At 74.9% G+C, this 16,513-nt stretch carries 17 protein-coding genes; 4 read left to right on the top strand and 13 right to left on the bottom strand.

The genetic code is table 11. The features are described 5' to 3' along the window. Positions 1-454 precede the first annotated feature (454 nt). The 12 genes from tyrS to ACFU5J_RS17360 all read right to left on the bottom strand — a co-directional run bounded on the left by tyrS (position 455) and on the right by ACFU5J_RS17360 (position 12,587). Entirely contained in the window at positions 455-1,714 is a 1,260-nt protein-coding gene (gene tyrS / locus ACFU5J_RS17415) for a tyrosine--tRNA ligase (protein WP_430579565.1), read from the bottom strand. 64 nt (positions 1,715-1,778) lie between these two features. Then, on the bottom strand, positions 1,779-2,462 hold the full coding sequence (locus ACFU5J_RS17410) for a DNA-3-methyladenine glycosylase (RefSeq protein ID WP_430579564.1): 684 nt from the start codon (positions 2,460-2,462) through the stop codon (positions 1,779-1,781). 2 nt (positions 2,463-2,464) lie between these two features. Then, the gene (locus ACFU5J_RS17405; protein WP_430579563.1) at positions 2,465-3,088 is read right to left on the bottom strand and encodes a uridine kinase; all 624 of its coding nucleotides are present in this window, start codon (positions 3,086-3,088) and stop codon (positions 2,465-2,467) included. Positions 3,089-3,212: 124 nt separating this feature from the next. Next, positions 3,213-4,631 (bottom strand): argininosuccinate lyase, encoded by a 1,419-nt coding sequence (argH, locus tag ACFU5J_RS17400; protein ID WP_430575309.1) that lies wholly within the window; start codon positions 4,629-4,631, stop codon positions 3,213-3,215. 40 nt (positions 4,632-4,671) lie between these two features. Continuing rightward, positions 4,672-5,901 (bottom strand): argininosuccinate synthase, encoded by a 1,230-nt coding sequence (locus tag ACFU5J_RS17395; RefSeq protein ID WP_430575308.1) that lies wholly within the window; start codon positions 5,899-5,901, stop codon positions 4,672-4,674. A gap of 96 nt (positions 5,902-5,997) precedes the next feature. Continuing rightward, the gene (locus ACFU5J_RS17390) at positions 5,998-6,546 is read right to left on the bottom strand and encodes an arginine repressor (RefSeq protein WP_430575307.1); all 549 of its coding nucleotides are present in this window, start codon (positions 6,544-6,546) and stop codon (positions 5,998-6,000) included. Next, entirely contained in the window at positions 6,543-7,475 is a 933-nt protein-coding gene (gene argF, locus ACFU5J_RS17385; protein WP_430575306.1) for an ornithine carbamoyltransferase, read from the bottom strand. The genes ACFU5J_RS17390 and argF overlap by 4 nt, the downstream gene beginning before the upstream one ends. Next, on the bottom strand, positions 7,475-8,764 hold the full coding sequence (locus ACFU5J_RS17380; RefSeq protein ID WP_430579562.1) for an acetylornithine transaminase: 1,290 nt from the start codon (positions 8,762-8,764) through the stop codon (positions 7,475-7,477). Before ACFU5J_RS17380 ends, argF begins: the two co-directional genes overlap by 1 nt. Then, the gene (argB, locus tag ACFU5J_RS17375; RefSeq protein ID WP_430575304.1) at positions 8,761-9,708 is read right to left on the bottom strand and encodes an acetylglutamate kinase; all 948 of its coding nucleotides are present in this window, start codon (positions 9,706-9,708) and stop codon (positions 8,761-8,763) included. The genes ACFU5J_RS17380 and argB overlap by 4 nt, the downstream gene beginning before the upstream one ends. Continuing rightward, complete coding sequence (gene argJ / locus ACFU5J_RS17370) at positions 9,705-10,895, bottom strand: bifunctional glutamate N-acetyltransferase/amino-acid acetyltransferase ArgJ (protein WP_430579561.1); 1,191 nt, start codon at positions 10,893-10,895, stop codon at positions 9,705-9,707. Before argJ ends, argB begins: the two co-directional genes overlap by 4 nt. After that, on the bottom strand, positions 10,892-11,980 hold the full coding sequence (argC, locus tag ACFU5J_RS17365; protein WP_430579560.1) for an N-acetyl-gamma-glutamyl-phosphate reductase: 1,089 nt from the start codon (positions 11,978-11,980) through the stop codon (positions 10,892-10,894). Before argC ends, argJ begins: the two co-directional genes overlap by 4 nt. 88 nt (positions 11,981-12,068) lie before the next feature. Beyond that, positions 12,069-12,587, bottom strand: a complete 519-nt coding sequence (locus ACFU5J_RS17360; RefSeq protein WP_430579559.1) for a GNAT family N-acetyltransferase — start codon at positions 12,585-12,587, stop codon at positions 12,069-12,071. Positions 12,588-12,704: 117 nt separating this feature from the next. On the opposite strand from ACFU5J_RS17360, the gene ACFU5J_RS17355 reads away from it, so the two are divergent. Further along, a complete protein-coding gene (locus ACFU5J_RS17355) occupies positions 12,705-13,307 on the top strand; it encodes a DUF1684 domain-containing protein (protein ID WP_430579558.1) in 603 nt (200 codons plus the stop codon). Between the two features lie 59 nt (positions 13,308-13,366). Continuing rightward, positions 13,367-14,350 (top strand): quinone oxidoreductase family protein, encoded by a 984-nt coding sequence (locus tag ACFU5J_RS17350; RefSeq protein ID WP_430579557.1) that lies wholly within the window; start codon positions 13,367-13,369, stop codon positions 14,348-14,350. A 6-nt stretch (positions 14,351-14,356) separates the two neighbouring features. On the opposite strand, the gene ACFU5J_RS17345 is transcribed toward ACFU5J_RS17350, so the two are convergent. Then, positions 14,357-14,791: a VOC family protein gene (locus ACFU5J_RS17345; protein ID WP_430575297.1), complete on the bottom strand. Its 435-nt coding sequence runs from the start codon at positions 14,789-14,791 to the stop codon at positions 14,357-14,359. A gap of 76 nt (positions 14,792-14,867) precedes the next feature. Here ACFU5J_RS17345 and ACFU5J_RS17340 point away from each other — a divergent pair, with 76 nt between their 5' ends. Then, positions 14,868-15,659: a methyltransferase domain-containing protein gene (locus ACFU5J_RS17340; protein WP_430579556.1), complete on the top strand. Its 792-nt coding sequence runs from the start codon at positions 14,868-14,870 to the stop codon at positions 15,657-15,659. Positions 15,660-15,694: 35 nt separating this feature from the next. Next, positions 15,695-16,480 carry an LLM class F420-dependent oxidoreductase gene (locus tag ACFU5J_RS17335; protein WP_430579555.1) on the top strand — a complete coding sequence of 262 codons (786 nt, stop codon included), beginning with the start codon at positions 15,695-15,697 and terminating at the stop codon, positions 16,478-16,480. Positions 16,481-16,513 lie beyond the last annotated feature (33 nt).

The raw sequence follows: 16,513 nt of genomic DNA, 5'->3' as shown, positions 1-16,513 counted from the left end.
TGACTATCAAACACACTGTTGAGTTCTCAAACAACCGACGCACACCCACAAGACCAGAACCCTTCGATTCCGACCCCGCCGGGGCAACCCCTCAACCTTACTCGGTTCGTCCTGCCCCGTCAACTTCCGGCCGAAGCCTTGAAGTGTTGGTTCGAACGAGCCGTTCCCGAACGAGGGCGCACTCGGCGTCCTCGTGAAGAAGGATTCGGGTTGTCCGCCCCGGGCCGGCCACCGGTACCCAGCCTCTCGGCTGTCTCCTCGGTGTCCGTTCTCCCTGTCGGGCGAACGACCAGAACATTACACACAGTTCCGGGGAGGTGCCAAATCGCGCTCTGACCTGCACGAATGTCCGCCGGCGCGGCCGTGCGGGGCGACCAGCGGAACGACCGAGGGCCCGGACGGGAGCACGTGCGCTCCCCTCCGGGCCCCGGTCACGGCGCTCCGCGCCGGCCCGTCACTCCGCCACGGCCACCGCGAGGGTCCGCTTGCCCCGACGCAGCACCGCGTACCGGCCGTGCAGCAGGTCCTCGGGTGCGAGCGCGGCGTCCTCGGAGGCGACCTTCGCATTGTTCACGTAGGCGCCGCCCTCACCGATGGCCCGGCGCGCGGCCGCCTTCGACGCGACGAGGCCCGACCCGACGAGCGCGTCGACCACGAGGTCGCCCGCCTTCGCCGTCGTCCGCGGCAGCTCGGCCACCGCGGCGCCGAGCGTGCCGGCGTCCAGGCCCCGGAGCTCTCCGCGGCCGAAGAGCGCCTGGCTCGCCGAGATCACCGCGTCGGTGGCGCCCTGCCCGTGCACGAGCGTCGTGAGGTCGCCGGCCAGGGTGCGCTGCGCCTCGCGGGCGAAGGGCCGCTCGGCCACCTCTCCCTCGAGCGCCTCGATCTCCTCGCGCGAGCGGAAGGTGAACACCTTGAGGTACTTGACGACGTCCGCGTCCGCCGTGTTGAGCCAGAACTGGTAGAAGGCGTACGGGCTCGTCAGCTCCGGGTCGAGCCACACGGCCCCGCCCTCGGACTTGCCCATCTTGGTGCCGTCCGCCTTGGTGATGAGCGGCGAGGTGAGGGCGTGCACGGACGCGCCGTGCGCCTTGCGGATCAGCTCGACGCCGGACAGCAGGTTGCCCCACTGGTCGTTACCGCCGAGCTGCAGGGTGCAGCCGTCCCGCTCGTACAGCTCCCGGTAGTCCATGCCCTGCAGCACCTGGTAGCTGAACTCGGTGAAGCTGATGCCCTCGTCCGAGCGCAGGCGCCGCGCCACGATGTCCTTGGACAGCATGGTGCCCACGCGGAAGTGCTTGCCGACGTCGCGCAGGAAGTCGATCGCCGACATCGAGCCGGTCCAGTCGAGGTTGTTCACCATCCGGGCCGCGGCCGGGCCCTCGAAGTCGAGGAACGGCTCGATCTGCGCGCGGATGCGGTCCACCCAGCCGGCCACGACGTCGCGCGACTGCATCGAGCGCTCCGTGGTGGGTCGCGGGTCGCCGATCAGCCCCGTGGCGCCGCCCACCAGCGCGAGGGGCCGGTGCCCCGCGAGCTGCAGGCGGCGCATGTTCAGCAGCTGGACCATGTGCCCGATGTGCAGGCTCTGCGCCGTCGGGTCGAAGCCCGCGTAATAGGTGACGGGGCCCTCGGCCAGCGCAGAACGCAGCGCGGCCTCGTCGGTGGACTGCGCCACCAGGCCTCGCCAGTGCAGCTCGTCGAGAACGTCGGTCACCGTGTGCTCCTCGGGAAAAGGGGGTCGCGACCCGGCCGGGTCGCCCTCCTAGTGTGCCCGACCGCTACCGCGACCGGCGCCGCGGTCCCGCGGCGCGGTACGGCGAGACGGTGGGCTCGCCGGCCAGCCAGACCCGCCACGGGAACAGGTCCGCGCGGCCCCCGTCGCCGCTCACGCCCACCCGCGGGCCGGCGGCGACCTCGGCGTCGCCCCGGTCGGCCGTCGCGGGCACGCGCAGGACGAGGTCGCCCGCGGGGTCGGTCAGGTCCCGCCCGTCGTCGTCGCGCGTGACCGCGAGCGCCACCGTGAGTCGCGCCGGGCCGCGGGCCAGGTCCAGGTCCGCACGGGTCACGCCCGCGGCCGCGCGACGCTCGCGCGCCAGGTCCGCGCCCTCGACCACCTCGCCGGCCCGCAGCAGCACGGCCGACGCCTCGCCCGGCGGGCTGCACACGACGTTCATGCAGTGGTGCAGCCCCAGGTGCCGGTACACGTAGACCCGCCCGGCCTCGCCGAACATCGTGCGGTTGCGCGCCGTCTCCCCGCGGAACGCGTGCGAGCCCGGGTCGGCCGGGCCCGCGTACGCCTCGACCTCGGTGATCCGCAGGGTGACGGCGCCGTCGGAGGTGCGGCGGGTGAGGAGCGTGCCGAGCAGGTCCCGCGCCACGACGTGCACGTCGCGCTCGAACCACGCGCGGTCCGGCACGACGGCGGCCCCGGGCGCGGGGGCGACGTCCCGCTCGCCCCGCACGGTCAGATCCCGTGCGCGGGCCACGTGACCCGCCCCCAGCCGTCCAGGCGCACGTCGGCCCGGCGCGCGGTCCGGTGCGCCGCGTAGAGCGCGTTCTCGGCCGCCATCCAGGCCTTCCAGTGCCCGCGCGCGTCCTCGCCGTCGCGCGCCAGGCCGCGCGTGAGCCGGAGCGCGTCGTCGGTCTCGACCCAGACCAGCAGGGCGCAGAGGTCGTCGACCCGCGGGTCGCCGGCGCCGCAGCCCTCCACGACGAGGTACTCGGCGCGGGGGACGTCGTGCCACTCGGCGTACCGGCCGGTGCCCCAGTCGTAGCGCTCGTAGCGACCGTCCTCGCCGCGGGCGAGCGGCGCGAGGACCTGCTCGTGCAGCCGCTCGACGCCCGCGGCCAGCCCCGACCAGCCGTCGTAGAGGTCGTCCATGTGGACCACCTGCGCGGGCAGCGCCTCCGCGAGCTGGGCGGCCAGCGTGGACTTGCCCGAGCCCGCCGGGCCGTCCACGACCACGAGCCGCGTCCCGCCGGCCGGCCGGTCGGCCGCCGTCCCTTCCGGGCCCGCCGCCGGCAGCCGCGGCGCTGCCGCGCGCACGCGCGCCACCAGGCGGTCCAGCACTCCCTGGGGCACGGTCACGCCCGCTCCCCCTTCGCCGGGTCCGTCGTCGTCACGTCGGCCATTCTGCCTGCCGGCGGTCGCCGCGGACGCCGACGGCCGCGCCCCCCCGTGGGGAGGCGCGGCCGTCGCCGTGCGGTGTGGCTCAGCCCTCCGCCCAGGAGCGGAACTCCGCGGAGCGGCCCGCGGCCTCCTCGAGCTGCTCGGCGACGCGCACCGGGGCCGTGCCGCCCACGCCGTCGCGCGACGCCACCGAGCCCTCGACGCTCAGCACGTCGCGCACCCCCGGCGTCAGGTGCTCCGAGATCGCCGCGAGGTCGGCGTCCGACAGGTCCCACAGCTCGATGCCACGCTCCTCGCAGACGCGCACGCAGGCGCCCGCGACCTCGTGCGCGACGCGGAACGGCACCCCCGAGCGGACCAGCCACTCGGCGACGTCCGTGGCCAGCGAGAAGCCCTGCGGCGCGAGCTCGGCCATCCGGTCGGTGTCGAACGTCAGGGTGCGCACCATGCCGGCGAACGCGGGCAGCAGCACCGTGAGCGTCGCGACCTGGTCGAACACCGGCTCCTTGTCCTCCTGGAGGTCCCGGTTGTACGCCAGCGGCAGGCCCTTGAGCGTGGTGAGCAGGCCGGTGAGGTCGCCGACGAGTCGCCCCGCCTTGCCGCGGGCGAGCTCGGCGATGTCCGGGTTCTTCTTCTGCGGCATGATGCTCGACCCCGTCGACCACGAGTCGTCCAGCCGCACGAAGCCGAACTCCTTCGTGTTCCAGAGGATGATCTCCTCGCTCAGCCGCGACAGGTCGATGCCGACCATCGCCGCGACGAACGCGAACTCCGCCACGACGTCGCGCGCCGCGGTGCCGTCGATGGAGTTCTCCACCGGGCCGTCGAAGCCGAGCTCGGCCGCCACCGCGGCCGGGTCCAGCCCGAGCGACGAGCCCGCGAGCGCCCCCGAGCCGTACGGCGAGCGCGCCGCGCGCACGTCCCAGTCGAGGATGCGGTCGACGTCGCGCAGCAGGGGCCACGCGTGCGCGAGGAGCTGGTGCGCCACGAGGACCGGCTGGGCGTGCTGCAGGTGGGTGCGCCCGGGCATGACGGCGTCGCCCGCCGCCTGCGCCTGCCCGACGAGCGCGTCCACGACGTCGAGCACCTGGCCCACGACCGTCTTCGCCTGGTCGCGCAGGTAGAGCCGCACGAGCGTGGCGATCTGGTCGTTGCGCGACCGGCCGGCGCGCAGCTTGCCGCCGAGCTCGGGGCCGGCGCGCTCGATGAGGCCGCGTTCCAGGGCCGTGTGCACGTCCTCGTCGCCGAGCACGGGCAGGAACGCCCCGGACTGGACGTCGGCGAGCAGGACGTCCAGCGCCTCGAGCATGCCCGCCAGCTCGTCGTCGGTGAGCAGGCCCGCGGCGTGCAGCACGCGGGCGTGCGCCCGCGACCCGCGGATGTCGTACGGGGCGAGCACCCAGTCGAAGTGCGTGGACTGCGACAGCGCCTGCAGCTCCGGCGACGGGCCGCCGGCGAACCGGCCGCCCCACAGGGACACGTTGTCGGACTGCCGGCTCACGGTCCCGTCGGGACCGCCGGGCGTGACCTCGGACCCCACGTCAGAACTCCCCGGTGCCGAAGTCCACGCCGTTGCCGAACTTCTCGTCGCGGGCCGCGGCCTGCTTGGCGGCGAGGCCGTAGATCTCGATGAAGCCCCGGGCGTGCGACTGGTCGAACGAGTCGCCCTCGTCGTACGTGGCGAGGTTGAAGTCGTACAGGCTCGACTCCGAGCGGCGGCCCGTGACCGTGGCCCGGCCGCCGTGCAGCACCATGCGGATCTCGCCGGAGACGTACTTCTGGGTCTCGTCGACGAAGGTGTCGAGGTTCTTCTTCAGCGGGGAGAACCACATGCCGTCGTAGACCAGCTCGGACCAGCGCTGCTCGACCTGGCGCTTGAAGCGGGCCTGCTCGCGCTCGAGCGTGACGTTCTCCAGCTCCTGGTGCGCGGCGATGAGCGCGATGGCGCCGGGCGCCTCGTAGATCTCGCGGGACTTGATGCCCACCAGGCGGTCCTCGACGATGTCGATGCGGCCCACGCCCTGCGCGCCGGCGCGGCGGTTCATCTCCTGGATGGCCTGCAGCGGCGTCACGGCCACGCCGTCCAGCGCGACGGGCACGCCCTGGTCGAAGGTGATGACGACCTCGTCGGCGACCGGCGGGAACGTCGGGTCGTCGGTGTAGGAGTAGACGTCCTTGGTGGGCTCGTTCCAGATGTCCTCGAGGAAGCCGGTCTCCACGGCGCGGCCCCACACGTTCTGGTCGATCGAGAACGGGTTCTTCTTCGTGGTCGCGATCGGCAGGTCGTGACGCTCGGCGTAGTCGATGGCCTTCTCGCGGGTCAGGGCGAGGTCGCGCACCGGAGCGATGGACTTCAGGTCGGGGGCGAGCGAGGTCGTCGCGACCTCGAAGCGGACCTGGTCGTTGCCCTTGCCGGTGCAGCCGTGCGCGACCGTCGTCGCGCCGAACTGGCGGGCGGCGCGCACGAGGTGCTTGACGATCACCGGGCGGGAGATCGCCGAGACCAGCGGGTAGCGGTCCAGGTACATCCCGTTCGCCTTGAGCGCGGGCATGCAGTACTCCGCCGCGAACTCGTCGCGGGCGTCCGCGACGTACGCCTCGACGGCGCCGCAGTCGAGGGCGCGCTTGCGGATGACGTTCATGTCCTCGCCGCCCTGGCCGACGTCGACGGCCACGGCCACGACCTCGGCCCCGGTGGCCTCGGCGATCCAGCCGATGGCCACGGAGGTGTCCAGGCCGCCCGAGTAGGCGAGCACGACGCGATCAGTCATCACAGTTCTCTTTCTGGCGTGGGGTCAGGTCAAGTCTGGCAGGGGTCTCCCCGCGGGCACGAGCCCCCGGGGGCGTGGGTTCAGGGCACGGTGGGCTCAAGGCCCGGTGAGCTCGAGGAAGCGGCGGGCGACCTCGTCGCCGCCGAGGGGGTCGCGGGCGATCACGAGGATCGTGTCGTCGCCGGCGATGGAGCCGAGGACGCCCGGGAACACCGAGTGGTCGATCGCCGACGCCAGGTAGTTCGCGGCGCCGGGCGGGGTGCGCAGCACCACGAGGTTCCCGGACGCCTCCGCCGACACGAGCAGGTCGTTGCACAGCCGGGCGAGCCGCGCGGCGACGTACCCGACCTCGCTCTCCCCCTCGCCGGCCGCCTGGACGCTGCGGTCGCCGCCCTCGCCGGGCACCGCGTAGACGAGCGAGCCCGCCGCGTTGCGCACCTTCTCGGCGCGCAGCTCGATGAGGTCGCGCGACAGCGTGCCCTGGGTGACGCTGACGCCCGCGTCGGCGAGCTCGCGGGCCAGCTCGGCCTGCGAGTGGATCGGCGTGCGGCGCACGATCTCGACGATCCGCGCGTGGCGCGCGGCCTTCGTCGCCGGCCCCGTGGCGACCTGGCCCGACGACGAGGCGCCGTCCGGGGCGCTCACCGGTGCTCCAGCAGCCAGGTCAGCAGCGCCTTCTGCGCGTGCAGGCGGTTCTCCGCCTCGTCCCACACGACCGACGCGGGCCCGTCGATCACCGACGCGGCGACCTCCTTGCCGCGGTAGGCGGGCAGGCAGTGCAGGAAGATCGCGTCGTCGGCCGCGCCGGCCATGAGGGCGTCGTCGACGCCGTACCCGGCGAGGTCGGCGAGCCGGTCGGCCGCCTCCTCCTCGTCGCCCATCGACACCCAGGTGTCCGCGGCGACGACGTCGGCCCCGGCCACCGCGGCGCGCACGTCGGTGGTCACGGTGACGGAGCCGCCCGTCGTGGCAGCGATCTCGCGGGCGCGGGCGACGACGTCCTCGGGCGGGAGGTAGCCCTCGGGGCCGGCGACGGCGACGTGCAGGCCGGCGGTGACGCCGCCGAGCAGGTAGGACGCCGCCATGTTGTTCGCGGCGTCGCCGACGTAGGCGAGGCGCTGGCCGGCGAGCGCACCGATCCCGCCCCGGTGCTGCGCGACCGTGAGCAGGTCGGCCAGGATCTGGCACGGGTGGAAGCCGTCCGTGAGGGCGTTCACCACCGGCACCCGGGACACGGCCGCCATCTCCTCGATGCGGTCCTGCCCGAAGGTGCGCCACACGATGGCGGACACCTGGCGGTCCAGCACCCGGGTGACGTCCGCGACCGACTCCCGCACGCCCACCTGGGCGAGGCGGCCGTCGACGATCACGGGGAACCCGCCCAGCTCCGCGACGCCCGTGGAGAAGGACACCTGGGTGCGCAGCGTCGGCTTGTCGAAGAGGACGGCGACGCCCTGCGGCCCGGCCAGCGGGGCGCGCACGAACCGGTCCTCGCGGAACGCCATGCCGAGCTCGAGCACCTCCCGCTGCTCCTCGGGGGTGAGGTCGTCGTCACGCAGGAAGTGGCGGGGCATCAGTGCTCGCTCTCGGAGGTGTCGGGGACGGTGACGGCCGCGAAGAAGCCGGCGGCGTCGCGCGCCTGGTCGGCGGTCAGGACGAGCGGCGGGGCGAGGCGGATCGCGTCGGGTGCGACGGCGTTCACGACGAACCCGGCCTCGAGCGCCGCGGCGGCGACCTCGGCCGCGACGGGCCGGGTGAGCTGCACCGCGAGCAGGAGGCCGCGGCCCCGCACGCTCGCGACGAGCGGGTTGCCGGCGGCCTCGATCCCGGTGCGCAGGAGGTCGCCCACGCGGCGGACGTTCTCCAGCAGCCCGTCGCGCTCGATCACGCCCAGCGTCGCGAGGCCCGCGGCCGCCGCGACGGGGTTCCCGCCGAACGTGGTGCCGTGCTGCCCGCGGCCCAGCAGGGTCGCCGCGTTCTCGCCGAAGGCGATCGCCGCGCCGACCGGGAAGCCGCCGCCGAGCCCCTTGGCCACGGTGACGACGTCGGGCACGACGCCGCCGCCGACCTCGGGCTGCTGGAACGCGAACCACGAGCCGGTGCGGCCGACGCCGGTCTGCACCTCGTCGAGCACGAGCAGCGCGCCCGCCTCGGTGGTGAGGCGGCGGGCGTGCGCCAGGTAGCCCGGGGGCAGGGCCCGGACGCCGGCCTCGCCCTGGAGCGGCTCGAGGACGAGCGCCGCGACGCCGCCGCGCTCCGCGACCGCGGCCGGGGAGAACGCCTCCTCGAGCGCGGCCGTGTCGCCGAAGGGGACGTGCTCGACGCCGCCGGGCAGCGGCTCGAACGGCTCGCGGTACGCGGCCTTGGCCGTCAGCGCGAGCGCGCCCATCGACCGGCCGTGGAAGCCGCCCTCGAGGGCGAGGACCCGCGTGCGGGACCCGTCCTCGCCGCGGTTGCGGCGCGCCATCTTGAACGCCGCCTCGACGGCCTCGGTGCCCGAGTTGGTGAAGAACACCCGCGAGCCGGCCGGGGCGCCCGCGAGGTGCAGCAGCCGCTCGGCCAGCCCGATCTGCGTGGGCGTGGCGAAGAAGTTCGACACGTGTCCGAGCGTGCCCAGCTGCGCGCTGATCGCCGCCGTGAGGGTGGGGTGCGCGTGGCCGAGGGCGTTGACCGCGATCCCGGCGAGCAGGTCGAGGTACCGGCGGCCGTCCGCGTCCCACACGTACGAGCCCTCGCCGCGCACCAGCACGCGCTGCGGCGGGCCGAAGGTGTCCATCACGGCGTGGGTGTAGCGCTCGGTCCAGGCGGCGTTCGAGGCGTCGGCGAGCGCGCCGCCGCTCACGGCCTGCAGGGTGTCGCTCACGCGGAGGCCTCCTTGCTCGGGGTGGTTCCGGACTGGTCGGCCGACGTGCGCGCAGGGACGACCATCGTGCCGTTGCCGCGGGTGGTGAAGACCTCCAGCAGCACGGAGTGCGGCTGGCGCCCGTCGATCACCGTGGCACGCGGCACGCCGCCCTGCACGGCCCGCAGGCACGCCTCCATCTTGGGCACCATGCCTGCGGTCAGGCTCGGCAGCAGCGTCGCGAGGTCGGGCGCCGAGATCTCCTCGACGAGCGAGTCCTTGTCGGGCCACGAGGTGTACAGGCCCTCGACGTCGGTGAGCACGATGAGCTTCGTGGCGCCGAGCGCGACCGCGAGCGCCGCGGCGGCCGTGTCGGCGTTCACGTTGAGCACCTGGGTCGGGTCGTCCACGTCGGGGGCCACCGTCGAGACGACGGGGATGCGGCCGGCGTCCAGCAGGTCCTGGACGGCGGACGGGTGCACCTGCACGACGTCTCCCACCAGGCCGACGTCGACCGGCTCGCCGTCGACGACCGCGTGCCGGCGCACCGCGCCGAACAGGCCGCCGTCCTCGCCGGAGAGCCCGACGGCGTGCGGGCCGTGCGCGTTGATGAGGCCCACGAGCTCGCGCGACACCTGGCCGGTGAGCACCATGCGCACCACGTCCATCGCCTCGGGCGTGGTGACGCGCAGCCCGCCGCGGAACTCGCTGTGGATGTCGAGCCGCTCCAGCATGGCGTTGATCTGCGGGCCCCCGCCGTGCACGACGACCGGGCGCAGCCCCACCTGGCGCAGGAAGACCATGTCCTGCGCGAACGCGGCCTTGAGCCCGTCGTCGATCATCGCGTTGCCGCCGTACTTGACGACGACCAGCGCGCCGGCGAACTCCTGCAGCCACGGCAGCGCCTCGACGAGCACCTCCGCCTTCTGCTCGGGCGCGAGCCCGTTCACGACGTCGCTGCTCATGAGCTGTACGCGCTGTTCTCGTGCACGTAGTCGTGCGTGAGGTCGTTGGTCCACACGGTGGCGGACGCGCCCCCGGCGTGCAGGTCGACCACGACGGTGACCTCGCGGGACGCCGCGAGGTCGACGAGCTCGCGCGGCTCCCCCACCCCCTGGGCCCGGCACACCTGCACGCCGTTGACCGTGACGTCGAGCGCCAGCGGGTCGAAGGGCGCGACGTCCTCGGGCACGGTGCCGACGGCGGACACGATGCGGCCCCAGTTCGGGTCGTTGCCGAAGATCGCCGCCTTGAAGAGGTTGGAGCGCGTGACGGCCCGGGCGACGAGGACGGCCGCCTCCTCGGTGGTGGCGCCGGTGACGGTGACCGCGATGTCGTGGCTGGCGCCCTCGGCGTCCGCGACCAGCTGGCGCGCGAGCGAGGCCGTCACCTCGGTGACCGCGGCCGTGAGCTCGTCCAGCCCCACCTCGACGCCCGACGCCCCGCTGGCCAGCAGGATCACGGTGTCGTTGGTCGACATGCAGCCGTCCGAGTCCACCCGGTCGAACGTGGCGGCCGTGGCCGCGCGCAGCGCCGCGTCGGCGGTCGCAGGGTCGACGACGGCGTCGGTCGTGATGACCGAGAGCATCGTCGCGAGGCCCGGGGCGAGCATGCCCGCGCCCTTCGCCATCCCGCCCACGCTCCAGCCGTCGCGCTGCGCGACGGCCTGCTTGGAGACGGTGTCGGTGGTGCGGATCGCGTCCGCCGCGGCGGCGCCGCCGTCGCTCGCCAGGGCCGCCGCGGCGGCGTCGACGCCGCCGAGCAGGGCGTCCATGTCGAGGCGCAGCCCGATGAGGCCGGTGCTGCACACGAGCACGTCGCCGGCGCCGACCTCGTCCTCGGGCGACGCGGCGCCCGACGACAGCACGGCGGCCACGTGCTCCGCCGTGCGGTGCGTGTCGCCGAAGCCCTCGGGGCCGGTGCACGCGTTGGCGCCGCCGGAGTTGAGGACGACGGCACGCACCGCGCCGTCGCTCACCGCCTGGCGGGTCCACACCACGGGCGCGGCCTGCACGCGGTTGGTCGTGAGCACCGCCGCGCCCGTACGTCGCGGGCCGTCGTTGACGACGAGCGCGACGTCGCGCCCGCCCGACGCCTTGAGGCCGGCGGCGACGCCGGCGGCCCGGAACCCGGCCGGTGCGGTGATGCTCATGGAGCGACTCCTTCGGTGACGAGGCCGGCCGTCTCCGGCAGGCCGAGGGCAAGATTCATGGCCTGGACCGCCTGGCCGGCGGTGCCCTTGACCAGGTTGTCGATGGCGGTGACGGTCACCACCCGCCCGGCGGCCGCGTCGAGCGCGACCTGCACGAGGGCGGTGTTCGCGCCGAGCGTGGCGGCCGTCGTGGGCCACTGCCCCTCGGGCAGCAGCTCGACGAACGGCTCGTCGGCGTAGGCGTCGGCCCAGGCCGCGCGCACGTCGGCGGCGGTGGCGCCCTCGTGGCCGGGCGCGAGCCGGGCCGTGACGGTGGCGAGGATGCCGCGCGACATGGGCACGAGGGTGGGCGTGAAGCTGATCGTCACGGCCGGGGCGCCGGCGGTGCGCAGGTTCTGCGTGATCTCGGGGATGTGCCGGTGCGTGCCGCCCACCGCGTAGGGCGCGGCGGAGCCGAGGCCCTCGGCCGCGAGCAGGTGGGGCTTGAGCGACCTGCCCGCCCCCGAATAGCCGTTGGCGAGCACGGCGACGACGTCGGCCGGGCTGACCAGCCCCGTCGCGACCCCGGGCTGGAGGCCGAGGGTGACGGCGGTGACGTTGCAGCCGGGGACCGCGATCCGGCGGGCGCCGGCGAGGTGGTCGCGCTGGGCGCCGGTGACGTGGCCCGCGCCGTCCACGTGGAGCAGCTCCGGCAGGCCGTAGGGCCAGGTGCCCGCGTGCGGGGAGCCGTAGAACTGCTCCCAGTCGGCGGCCGAGGCGAGCCGGTGGTCGGCGCCGAGGTCGAGCACGAGGACGTCGTCCGGCAGCTGCGCGGCGATCTCGCCCGAGGCCCCGTGCGGGAGTCCGAGGACGACGACGTCGTGGCCCGCGAGCGCCTCGGGCGTGGTCGGCTCCAGGACGCGGTCGGCGAGCGAGCGCAGGTGCGGCTGCAGCGCGCCCAGGGCTGCGCCGGCGTTCGAGTGCGCCGTGAGCGCTCCGACCTCCAGCGCGGGGTGACGCGCCGCGAGGCGCAGGAACTCGCCCCCGGCGTACCCGGAGGCACCGGCGACGGCGACACGGAACGTGCGCGACTCAGTGCTGACCATATGCAGCACTATACATACGTATGCAGCACGCGGGGACCCCCCTCCCAGGAGCCGGGCACGACCCCGGCGGGGAGCCCGCGCGGGTGGGTCAGCCGGCCAGCGGCAGGTACATCACGTGCAGCCCGACGTACCCGTGCGCGGCGCTGCGGAAGGCGCCCGGCACCGTGCCCACGACCTCGAACCCGAGCGAGCGCCACAGCCGCACCGCGGCCACGTTCGTCTCGACCACCGCGTTGAACTGGATCCCCCGGTAGCCCTGCTCCCGGTGCCAGGCGACGACGTGCTCGCCGAGGGCCCGGCCCACCCCGCGACCCCGCGCGGCGGGCGAGACCATGAACGACGCCGTGCCCACGTGGTCACCGCGACCGGGGCGGTTCGGGCCCATCTTGGCCGTGCCGAGGAGGGCGCCGTCCGCGCCCTCCGCGACGACGGTCGCGCCTGGCGCCCGCTCCAGCCACAGCGCGCGACCCTGGTCGCTCGTGAGGTCGGACGGGTAGGCGTAGCTCTCCCCCGCCCGCACGACACCGTCGACGATCGGCCACAGCGCCGGCCAGTCGTCGTCGGTCGCGGGGCGGATCGTCAGCGGGGCGCGAGTGTCTCCGGTCACCCGCGAAGCATAGGGTCGGGCCGTGACCTCGCCCCCCTCCCACGACGCCGTCTCGGCCGCGGTCGCGGCGTCCTGCGCACTCGACGACCGCTCCGTGGATTCCGCCGGGGCGGCGTCGTGACCCCCGCCGCCGCCCTCGAGCTCGCGGACTGGCGCCGCCGCGTCGCGGAGCTGTACGCGGCGGTGCGGGCCGCGCCGGACCCGGCGGAGGGCCACGCGACATGGCGGCAGGGGCGCGACGACCTGTTCCGCACCCACCCCCAGAGCCCGCTGCCGGCGGGCGACCCGCTGCGCGCGTCGGGCCTGCCCTTCTGGCCCTACGACCCCGCGCTGCGCTTCGAGCTGCCCCTGCGGCCGGCCGCCCCGGCCACCCTCGACGTCGACACCGGCGCGGACGGCACGACCACGATGGAGCGGGTCGGCGTGCTCGAGCTGCCTGGCCTCGGCACGCTCGACGTCTGGTGGCTGGCCCAGTACGGCGGCGGGCTGTTCGTGCCCCTGCGGGACGGGACGGCCGGGGCCGGGTCGTACGGCGGGGGCCGCTACCTGCTCGACACGACCAAGGGCGCGGACCTCGGCGGGACGGGCGGGCGGATGGTCGTGGACCTCAACTTCGCCTACCACCCGTCGTGCCGCTACGACCCGGCGTGGACCTGCCCGCTCGCGCCCGCCGGCAACCGGGTCGACGCGCCCGTGCGCGCCGGGGAGCGGATGGCCTGACGGGACGCGCCCGACCTGCCCCGACCGGCAGCCGGTCGACGGTGCGTAGGCTCGGAGCCATGCACGCAGTGGTGGCCCGCGCGGCGGGTGGTCCCGAGGTCCTGGAGTACGTCGAGCGGCCCGACCCGTCGCCCGGCCCGGGAGGCCTGCTGGTCCGCGTCGCGGCAGCGGGGGTCAACTTCATCGACACGTACCGCCGCGCCGGCGTGTACGCGATGGACTACCCGCACGTCGTCGGGGTCGAGGGCGCCGGCACGGTCGAGGCGCTCGGCGACGGAGTCACGGGATTCGCCGTGGGCGACCGCGTGGCCTGGAACGAGGCGCCCGGCTCGTACGCCGAGCTGGCGGTCGTGCCCGCCGCGAACGCCGTGCGCGTCCCCGCGGGCCTCGACCTCGTCACGGCGGCGGCGCTGCCGCTGCAGGGCATGACGGCGCACTACCTGGTGGCGTCCACCTTCGAGGTCGGCCCCGGCCACGACGTCCTGCTCACCGCCGGCGCGGGCGGCGTGGGCCTGCTCGCCACGCAGCTCGCCGTGGCGCGCGGCGGCCGCGTCATCACGACGGTCTCCTCGCCCGAGAAGGCGGCGCTGTCGTCGGCGGCGGGTGCCGCCCACACGGTGGACTACGCGGCCATGGGCGACATCACCACGGAGCTGCCCGCCGTCGTGCGCGACCTCACCGACGGCAGGGGCGTGCACGTGGCGTACGACGGTGTGGGGCGCGCGACGTTCGACGCCTCCCTCGCCTCCCTGCGCCCGCGCGGCACGCTGGTGCTGTTCGGCGGCGCGTCCGGTCAGGTGCCCCCGTTCGACCCGCAGCGGCTCAACTCGGGAGGCTCGCTGTACCTCACCCGGCCCACCCTGGCGCATTACACGCTGACCCGCGGGGAGCTGGAGTGGCGCGCGTCCGAGGTGCTGGGCGCCGCGGCGTCGGGCGACCTCGACGTCCGCGTGGGGGCCACCCTCCCGCTCGCCGCGGCGGGGGACGCGCACCGCGCCCTCGAGGCGCGAGCCACCACGGGCAAGGTGCTCCTGGTCCCCTGACCGGCGTCAGCGCGCCGCCGGGCCCGACACGTGCCAGCGGTGGCCGTAGGGGTCCACCACCCAGGCGTTCCGCCACCCCTCCTGGGGCCCGTCGTCGACGCCGCGCTCGAGCCGCACCCCGGCATCCACCAGGTGCGCGACGAACGCGTCGGCGTCGTCGACCTCGATCGCCAGCGACACCGACCAGCCACCGAGCGTGAGGGGGCTGAGCACGCGCATCGACTCCCACTCGTCGGCGAGATAGACCGTCGCGCCGCCGATGCGGAGCTCGGCATGGCCGACCACGCCGTCGTCCTCGATCCGGAACTGCTCCTGCGCGCCGAAGGCCCGCCGGTAGAAGTCGATGGCCTCGGCCGCACCGCGCACGGCCAGGTAGGGCACGACGGCGGCGGGGCTGCCCGGTGAGCGGCCGGGCGGGATGGTGGTGGCGTCGGGTTCCATGCCGACAGCCTGGTGCGTGGCGTCCGCGCCCGCTACTCTCTCGACATCAAGAGACTTGACGTCGAGAGGAATTGCCGTGGCCGACTGGTCCCCCACCGCGTACCTGCGCTACACCGACGAGCGCTCCCGCCCCTTCGGCGAGCTCGTCGCCCGCGTGCTGCGCGAGCCGGCGAGCGTCGTCGACCTCGGCTGCGGCCCGGGCCACCTCACCCCGGTGCTGCGCGAGCGCTGGCCGCACGCCTCGTTCGTCGGCCTCGACGCGTCGCCCGCGATGATCGAGCGCGCCCGGGCCGCCGACCCCTCGGGACGGTACGAGCTCGCCGACGTGCGCGACCACGCCGCCGGCCGCGGCCCCGCTCCCGAGGCCGACCTCGTGATCAGCAACGCCACGCTCCAGTGGGTGCCCGGGCACCTCGACCTGCTCCCGGCGCTCGCCGCGACCGCCCGCCAGACCTTCGCGTTCTCGGTCCCCGGCAACCACGACGCCCCCAGCCACCGGCTGCTGCGCGAGGTCGCGGGCCGCGAGCCCTACGCCGACGCCGTCGGGACCGTGGAGCGCCGCGCCGTCGCCGACCCCGCGGAGCACCTCGAGATCCTCGCCGCGCCCGGCTGGTCGGTCGACACCTGGGAGACCACCTACACGCACGTGCTCGACGGCGAGGACCCGGTGCTGCGCTGGATCTCGGCCACGGGCGCGCAGCCGGTGCTGCACTCCCTCGACGCCCACGACGCCGCGCACGGTACGGGCCTGCGCGCGCGGTTCGACGCCGAGTTCGGCGCTGAGCTGCGGGCGGCCTACCCGCGGCGCCCGTTCGGCACCCCGCTGGCCTTCCGCCGCGTGTTCGCGGTCGCCACGCGGACGGCATGACCCGGGCTCCGTCCGGCGGTCGTAGGCTCGGGCACGTGACCGACACCACCCACCCGATCCGCATCGGGGTCCAGCTCCAGCCGCAGCACGCCGACTACGCCCAGATGCGCGACGCCGTCCGGCGCGCCGAGGACGCCGGCGTGGACGTGATCTTCAACTGGGACCACTTCTTCCCGCTCTCGGGCGACCCCGACGGCAAGCACTTCGAGTGCTGGACGATGCTCGGCGCCTGGGCCGAGCAGACCGAGCGCGTGCAGATCGGCGCGCTCGTCTCGTGCAACTCCTACCGCAACCCCGAGCTCCTCGCGGACATGGCCCGCACGGTCGACCACATCAGCGGCGGCCGGCTGATCCTCGGCATCGGCGCGGGCTGGTTCGCCAAGGACTACGAGCAGTTCGGGTACGAGTTCGGCACCGCGGGCTCGCGCATCGCCGACCTGGGCGAGGCGCTCCCCCGCATCAAGGCGCGGCTCGCGGCGGGCAACCCCGCCCCGACGCGGGAGATCCCGGTCCTGATCGGCGGCGGGGGCGAGAAGAAGACGCTGCGCCTCGTGGCCGAGCACGCCGACGTCTGGCACTCGTTCGGCGACGTCGACACCCTGACCCGCAAGTCCGCGATCCTCGACGAGCACGGCGCGGCCGTCGGGCGCGACACCGCCGCGCTCGTGGAGCGCTCGGTCGGCGTGGGTGCCCCGCCGGAGGAGGTCGGGCAGAAGCTGCTCGACGCCGGCGCCACCCTGTTCACGATCGGCACGAGCGGGCCCGACTACGACCTGTCCCTCGTCGAGCAGTGGGTCCGCTGGCGCGGCGAGCGCCACTGACCCGTCCGCCCTGGGCCCGCCGGCCGCCGGTCA

The sequence above is a fragment of the Isoptericola sp. NPDC057559 genome (genome assembly GCF_042801555.1).
In the GTDB taxonomy this organism is placed as follows: Bacteria; Actinomycetota; Actinomycetes; order Actinomycetales; family Cellulomonadaceae; genus Isoptericola.
The sequence above is the reverse complement of the archived record's forward strand: the minus strand, read 5'-3'. Positions and strand labels throughout refer to the sequence as shown.